6 protein-coding genes are annotated in these 7,118 nt (G+C 62.0%); 5 read left to right on the top strand and 1 reads right to left on the bottom strand.

The genetic code is table 11. The annotated features are described in order from the left end of the window. The first annotated feature begins 293 nt into the window (after positions 1-293). Together GM658_RS24410 and GM658_RS24405 are read left to right on the top strand one after the other, a co-directional pair. The gene (locus GM658_RS24410; protein WP_170298951.1) at positions 294-2,282 is read left to right on the top strand and encodes an ankyrin repeat domain-containing protein; all 1,989 of its coding nucleotides are present in this window, start codon (positions 294-296) and stop codon (positions 2,280-2,282) included. Positions 2,283-2,299: 17 nt separating this feature from the next. Then, positions 2,300-4,471, top strand: a complete 2,172-nt coding sequence (locus GM658_RS24405) for an SMP-30/gluconolactonase/LRE family protein (protein WP_371865253.1) — start codon at positions 2,300-2,302, stop codon at positions 4,469-4,471. A 77-nt stretch (positions 4,472-4,548) separates the two neighbouring features. Here GM658_RS24405 and GM658_RS24400 read toward each other — a convergent pair whose 3' ends face one another. Next, positions 4,549-5,388 (bottom strand): GIN domain-containing protein, encoded by an 840-nt coding sequence (locus GM658_RS24400; protein ID WP_170298950.1) that lies wholly within the window; start codon positions 5,386-5,388, stop codon positions 4,549-4,551. 121 nt (positions 5,389-5,509) lie between these two features. Between GM658_RS24400 and GM658_RS28930 the strand changes: the two genes are divergently transcribed. From GM658_RS28930 to GM658_RS29425, 3 genes are all read left to right on the top strand, one after another. Next, on the top strand, positions 5,510-5,755 hold the full coding sequence (locus tag GM658_RS28930) for a hypothetical protein (RefSeq protein WP_170298949.1): 246 nt from the start codon (positions 5,510-5,512) through the stop codon (positions 5,753-5,755). Further along, the gene (locus tag GM658_RS24395; protein WP_155456667.1) at positions 5,728-6,345 is read left to right on the top strand and encodes a PEP-CTERM sorting domain-containing protein; all 618 of its coding nucleotides are present in this window, start codon (positions 5,728-5,730) and stop codon (positions 6,343-6,345) included. The genes GM658_RS28930 and GM658_RS24395 overlap by 28 nt, the downstream gene beginning before the upstream one ends. 87 nt (positions 6,346-6,432) lie before the next feature. Continuing rightward, entirely contained in the window at positions 6,433-7,074 is a 642-nt protein-coding gene (locus GM658_RS29425; RefSeq protein ID WP_229417049.1) for a PEP-CTERM sorting domain-containing protein, read from the top strand. Positions 7,075-7,118 lie beyond the last annotated feature (44 nt).

The following is a 7,118-nucleotide window of genomic DNA, read 5'->3' as shown; positions in this document are numbered from 1 at the left end:
GGTCGAGATTATTATCTTGCATGAAAGCGGTGGGTAAAGTTGAGTTTTGTTGGTCGCACAACAAGTCTAACTTTTCTTCACCGCTTTCCTGTTTTTAGGACTACATCACAGCAATCCGTGATGAACCTTTTTTTTGCCATAAGCGCATTCCTTGTGAGAATATCTACACTTTCCGCCTGGAAAGGACCTGAATGCTCCGCCGTTTGCTTGCAGTTGCCTTCTGTCTCAGCCTTCCGCTCGCGAACGCGGCGAACAGTCGGGCAACTGATGCGGCATTTGCCGCGCTCTTGTCCATGCCTGGCGCCGAGCCGGAAACTGGCAGTTGGAACACGCCTGAGCCGGAGGGGTTCTCTTCCGACAGCGAAAAGTCTCTGATCGCCTACCTGGCGCGCCAGCAGAAGGCAGGCGCCGATTTCAACGCCTACCGCCACAATGGCACTTTGCTGCACCATGCGATTCGCGCCGGCAAACCGGCAACGGCCCTGTGGCTGCTGCAGCATGGCGCCGATCCAAAACTGAAGGCGGAAGGCGCCGATGCGATGGAGCTCTGCGTGCGCTTCAATCAGCCGAAAGTGGGCAAGGTGTTGTCGGAAAAGTACAGCATGTCGCCGCCCGCAATCCAGCGTACCTCGGTCGTGCCGGCTGGCGCAGCAGCCGCTACGCCCCATGTCGCACCCTATCAGCGGGTGCAAGAGGCAGTGGGCAAGAACGCCAAGACGCCGGCTGCTTTGGACAAGGCGCTGGCGGCGCTGCCTGCGGGGATGTTGGCGGAGCACTATGGCGTCGCGTTGCCGGCCTTGGCCAAGGCAGGTAACGTCCCGGCGGACTCCTGGCGCACGCTGTGGCGCCATTTGGGTAAATTCTGGAATGGCCAATACGATGCCGGGTTTGCGGCCACGATTCCCTTTGAGCAGTGGCCGGCGCTGGTCGCGGCAGGCTACCGCAACGACAGCGCGGAGCGCGCATTGGGCTGTATGGTGGCCGAAAGCACGGCGGCGGACCTCAAACTCAAGTGGCCGGCGCTGGAGAAGAATTTCAGCGACTTCCGCCAGGTGGCCGCGCGAATGGTGCTGCAGTCATACCGCATACCGGCGGTCGGCAGCCCTTATTGCAGCCGGCTCGACGAAAAAGAACTGAAGGCCAAGCTTGAATGGCTGCGCGCCAGCGACATCAAGGCCCAGGTCTCCGGGATCGCGACCGCTGAGATGAAGGATTTTGCGCCCGCCACCAAACTGGCGATGCAGCCCTACATCGCCAAGCCGGCCGATAAACCGCGTTTCAGCAGCGTCACACCGCAATGCAAATTCACGCTGGACGACGCCTGGCTGAAGCACTTTGCAACTGCCGATGTGCCCTTGTATGGCATTTCCCTGGTCGAGGTACCTGGCGAGGCGCAATGCGCAGTATTGGCAAGCTGGGAGCCGCGCTCCGAATATCCGACCGGACTGGTGGACGGTTTCACCGGTCCAACGTGGGAGAGCACGCCATCCTGTGCCGACGTGCCCGAGCACCAGGTGCTGTGGCGGAATACAAAGGAAGGCATCGTCAAGCTCGAACACGAAATCGACCTGTCATCGTTGAATTTTCCCGCCCCGGTACGTGACAACGTGAGCGGCCAGCTGTACTACCTGGATAATGGGCAGCGGGCCGGCAAATGCAGCGGCCCTGAAGCGCTGCCTTTCCTCTACGAGTGGCAGCGCAAGGATGGCCAATGGCGCCTGGCCGCTCCCGATAGCCGCGAATTGCAGGAAGCGCTGTTCGCGCAATGCAGTGCTGCGGGTGCAGAGAACTGTAAGGGCATCAAATGGCCGGCCGATGGCGACCCATACTACTACATGCCGTACAGCGACTTCCTTCGCAGGTTTGCTGGGGAGCGCCGAAGCGAATATCTGGCTGCAGTGATGGCGCTCGACAAGGAAAAGCTGCAGAAGATCGAGGCCGGCCCTTTACCTGCAACCTGGGTCGGCGAGGCCATATCGGCCGTCGGAAAGTCGGACTTGCCCTTGGCCGAAAAGCGCAAGCGGATTGCCCACCTGTTCTACGATCACGAGCGGCTGGCGCGAGCCATGGAAGACCTCGGGGGCTACGATCTGCTTCATGCGCTGGTGGCATGGCTGCCGGCCGAAGACTGGGCCCCGATTTTTGGCCTGATGCGCCAGTATCCCTACCGCTTTTACCCGCAGGGCGTTCGCCAGGAGGCGGAGAACCAGAAAAAAGCGCGCCTGGCATGCGACCTGGATAACCTGCTCGGCCTCGTTTGTGGCGAGAAGCTGGAGAACTAGGCGGTACAATCCTGTCCGTGCATACCTCGATCAAATTGACTGCTGTTGGTGCTGCGGTGCTGGCGATTGCCGGTGCCGGTGGCTATTTCTACTACCATGGCCCGTCCGTGCCCCACGCGGCGGCGCCGGCGCCTGTGCAGATAAAGCGCGGGCCGGCGCCGACCGAGCGCAGTTGGCCTGCACGGCTTGAGACAGTGCTGGATGCCGGGCTGGCCGATCCTTATGGCGTGGCCGCCGACGGCAAAGGCAATATCTACTTCTCGGATGGCGGCGAGCGGAATACCGTGTCCTTGCTGGCGCCTGATGGCAGCGTGCGCGTCATTGCCGGCGGGGCCGAAGGCTACCGCGACGGCGTCGGCGCCGCCGCATCATTCAACACACCATCCGGCATCGCCTTGGACAAAAAAGGTAATGTCTATGTCGCCGATACCGGTAATCACGCCATCCGCAAAATTGCCGCCGACGGCACGGTGTCGACCTTGGCCGGCAGCGGCATTGCCGGCTTCGCGGACGGGCAGGGCGCGCAAGCGCAGTTCAATGGACCGGTTGGCGTAGCCGTTGATGAAGACGGCATCGTCTACGTGGCCGACACCTATAACGACCGGATCCGGCGTATCGCGCCTGACGGCACGGTGACCACGCTGGCAGGCAACGGACAGCCAGATCTCGCCGACGGTATCGGTGAAGCCGCGCAGTTCGATACACCATGCGGCATCGCTGTCGGCAAGGACGGCATCTACATCGCCGATTCGCGCAATGACGCCATCCGCCGCATCAATCCCGACGGATCAGTGATCACACTGGCCCTGACGCCTGCGACCGAAAAGGATGCCCTGTTGCGCCGGCCGATGGCGCTGGCGCTCACGCATGACGGATTCATCTACATCGCGGTCGCTTCGCGCGGCCGCTTGCTGCAAATGGCGCCCGACGGCGCACTGGCAGGCTTGCCCGACGCGCAGCACCCGGCAGACCCTGCGACCGGCATGGACGGCATCATCCAAGGCTACGGACCGCGCAGCCTCGCCATGGCCGCCAACGGCACGCTGCTGCTGGCCGACGGCCCGGCCCAGCGCCTGCACCGTATTGTCCCAGCCTCCGAGCCGGGGGTAAAGCTAGCGCTGATCACGACCGCCCACGCCGCGGCGCTCGCACCGGCGCCCGCGCCCACAGCTGCCGATGCGCCTGACACCAGCCTGATGGACCAGCGCAGCAAATCCCCCATGCCCTGGCCCGTGCTGCCGCAAAACCAGCCGCACGAAGTTGTTGGCCTGATGGGCGAGGTGAGGGGAAGCTATGACGGCGACAGCAGGCACCACTTTCATGCAGGGCTTGACGTACAGGCGGACGTCGGCAGCTCCGTGCACGTGGTGGAAAAGGCCAAGGTCAGCGACCCGCTGCCCAACTGGGCCTTCGGCACGGTATCGGAAGGCATCAACCTCGGCACCACCAGCTACATCCACATGAAAGTGGGCCGCGACAAAAAGAACAAGCCGCTCGACGAACGCTTCCAGCTCCTGCTGGACGACAAAGGCAAACCGGAACGCATTCGCGTACGGCGCGGAACGCGCTTCGGCGTAGGCGACGAGCTGGGCGTCGTGAACCAGATGGCCCACGTCCACCTCGACCTGTTCGACCGTGGCCGCGTCGTGAATCCACTCGCGCTGCCTTTCCCCGGCCTGCAAGACACGGTAGCGCCAACGATCCAGGGCATCGCCCTGTACGACGCCAACGACAGGCGCCTGCCAGAAAAGAAGGGCAAACGCCTCGAAGTACCACGGGAATTGGGCGAAGTGAACGTGGTGGTCGACGCCTACGACCAGATGGACGGCAACCTCGCACGGCGCCGGCTCGGCCTATACAAGCTGGGCTACCAAGTGCTGCAAGCGGATGGCACACCGTTGCCAGGCTACGAACAGCCCCGCATCATGCAAACCTACGACCAGTTGCCGAAACAGCGCGAAGCCGTGAAAGTGGTGTACTCCGCCGACAGCGGCATCACGGTCTACGGCAGCAAGGCCACGCGCTTCACCTACTCACTGCTGAGCCGCCTCGAACATGGTGAAGTGACACCGGGCCGCTGGCAAATCAGCGAACTCGCCCCTGGCAACTACACGCTCCGCATCTACGCCGCCGACTACGCCGGCAACACCGCCACGTCCGGCCGCGACCTGCCCATCACTATTGATTAAAAAGTCGGGGTCAGCTCTGGCAATCGGACATTTTGCTGCGCAAAATGTCCGATTGCCAGAGCTGACCCCGACTTTTATCACTGAATGGAGGTGTTGCGGCCGTAGATGTTGCGCTGGGAGGGGTTGCCGGTGACGGCGATGTGGCCGGAGCCGTTGGCGCGCGCTTCTACTTTGTTCTGCACCCAGGCGTGCACGCCGCCGGAGCCGTTGGTGGTGATGTTCGCTTCGTCGGCGCGCAGGTCATTCAGTTGGGCGCTGCCGGAGCCTTGCATCTGCACGTCGAGCACATGCACGATGCCGCGTGCCTGGAAGCTGCCCGATCCCGAGGAGGACAGGCGCAGGGAGTCGCCACGCACTGAGCCGATGTTGACGCGGCCCGAGCCTACCATGTCGACCGCGGCCGTTTTGCTATCCAGGCCGTCGGCATAGAGTTGGCCCGAGCCGGTGTGGCGCACGTCCAGGCGGTCGACCTGGCCGCGCAGTTCCAGATAGCCGGAGCCGGTGTGCGATACCACCAGCGGTCCGCCCAACAGGCCTTGCACATGGGTGCGTACGGAACCTGTGGCTTCGAGGTTTTCCAGGCGCGGCGCGGTGTAGCGCACGCGGATCGGCCGGCTGCTGCTCATGCGTTCTTCGGCCCAGATGCGCAGGGTGTCGCCGCGGACCTCGGTGTGCACCAGCGGCACCAGATTGTCATCGCCTTCGACCACCAGCTGTGGCGCGCCGCCAACATGTACTTCCACTTCCATGTCGACCCGTTGACGGTTTTCGATGCGCAGGCCGGTGGCGCTGGCAATGCTGCGCGTTTCCGTGGTTGGCGTGCCGTTGCCTTTGACGTTGTCATTGTCGTTCAAGACGATGACGCAGCCACTCATGCTGAGGGCGACGAGGGCGGCGATTGTGAGTTTGCTTCGCATATTGCTGTCCTTGTTATGCATGCTTGTTTGAATGCTTGCATCCTATCGGCCCGCACTGCGCCGCCGGACTGAATTGCGACGAATTGCAGAAATCGAGTGTTGAAGTGTGAAAATTGATAAGATGAAAGTGCTGGCGCATGCCGGCCCGGCAGCATGGCTGCTGAGAACAATTGATGACATACCCCTTATTGGCGCCGCGGATAGGCCATCCGCGGCGTTTTTCTTTTTGTATGCACGTGCTATTTTCGCTCCGGCCCGCTTGCGCCCGCACAAAGCCATCCTTGCCGAGCTACCTAAGCTGTTGAAAGGTCCGGTCTTTTTCCAGAGGAGGGCTTTATCATGTGCGCAATTGCAAGAAAACTGCTGATGGCGGCCGCCAGCCTGGTATTGGCGGCGAGTGCTTTTGGTGCCACGGTCATCGGCAATGCGTCGACCCATGACGTAACGCTCAACGGGGCGGACGCCGATGCCTTTGTCTTCACGCCGGGCTGGAACCCGCATTCCGGCCCCAATGGCGATACCAGCGGCTTTGGCTGCGTTTTCGACGGTTTCGGCAGCGGGCCGTGGACCCTGCTCGATCGATACGGCTTGAATGCGGCGTTCAGCAATGCCGGTGCGCTGCAGTTCGGTTTTGCAATGAACAGCGGCACGGCAGGCACCTGGTCCGTGCACAATGCCGGCGCGGCGGGCACGGTGCTCGACCTGGTGCTTGCCATGCATGCGGGCGACGGCGGCGCCGGCTTCCTGTTCAATGACCTGGCCATCAATGCCGGACAGACCTTGAATGGTAGCTGGCGCATCGAATGGTTCACTGGAAATAACCTCGCGACTCCCGATTTTTCGAATCTGGCTTTATTTGCGCGCAACGTCGCTGCGGTGCCGGAGCCGGGGGAATACTTGATGCTGCTGCTGGGGCTGGGCGTGCTTGTCCTGGCGCGGCGCGACCGTGCCGCGTGACTATATTTCGGAAAGGTATCGAACTCCGTCGAGCTCACTAAACCGCTACAGTGCAATGGCAGTCTCAACCTAGATAAGGGGATAGGTATGGAATCCATTGCAAAGAAGTTTGCACTGGCCGCCAGCAGCATGCTCCTGGCGGCAAGCGCTTTCGGCGCGACGACCATCGGTAATACAACTGCAGACGACGTGATGCTCGCGGCGCAGGCTGCGGACACTTTCGTGTTTACGCCGGCCTGGAATCCGCAAGCGGGCCCGAACGGTGATACCAGCGGTTTTGGCACGGCCTTCGACGGCTATGGCAGCAGCGGCGCCTGGACATTGCTCGGCAAAAATGAGGGCGGCTCGAGCACGGGATTCGGCTTATTGAGCGGGCTGAATTTCACATTCGACGTGGGCACCGGGACCAGCGGGACCTGGACCGTCACCAGCAGCGCGTCGCAAAACGTGGCGCTGGACCTGGTGCTGGCACTCAAGGCGGGCAATGGCGCTGGCGCTTTCCTGCTCAATAACCTGTCGATCAATCCAGGGCAGACCCTGAGCGGTACGTGGCATATCGACTGGTTCACCGGGAATAACCAGGCCAATCCCGATATTTCGAACGTCACGGTGTTTGGGCGGGATTTCGACGGCATCTCAACGCCTGTGCCGGAACCTGGCGAGTACGCGATGCTGCTCGCGGGGCTGGGCCTGATCGGCTTTGTGGCGCGGAGGCGCAAAGCGCTGTAGACTCTTTGGAACGGTCGTGCTATTTTGCTGGTGCGACCCAACCA

The organism is Massilia eburnea (assembly GCF_009720745.1).
Taxonomy (GTDB): domain Bacteria; phylum Pseudomonadota; class Gammaproteobacteria; order Burkholderiales; family Burkholderiaceae_D; genus Rugamonas; species Rugamonas eburnea.
The sequence above is the reverse complement of the archived record's forward strand: the minus strand, read 5'-3'. Positions and strand labels throughout refer to the sequence as shown.

Bases quoted from the DNA above. Each gene is read 5' to 3' on its own strand.
- GM658_RS24410 (WP_170298951.1), top strand. From the start codon at position 294: ATGCCTGGCGCCGAGCCGGAAACTGGCAGTTGGAACACGCCTGAGCCG.
- GM658_RS24400 (WP_170298950.1), bottom strand. From the start codon at position 5,388: ATGCGAAGCAAACTCACAATCGCCGCCCTCGTCGCCCTCAGCATGAGT.
- GM658_RS28930 (WP_170298949.1), top strand. From the start codon at position 5,510: ATGAAAGTGCTGGCGCATGCCGGCCCGGCAGCATGGCTGCTGAGAACA.
- GM658_RS24395 (WP_155456667.1), top strand. From the start codon at position 5,728: ATGTGCGCAATTGCAAGAAAACTGCTGATGGCGGCCGCCAGCCTGGTA.
- GM658_RS29425 (WP_229417049.1), top strand. From the start codon at position 6,433: ATGGAATCCATTGCAAAGAAGTTTGCACTGGCCGCCAGCAGCATGCTC.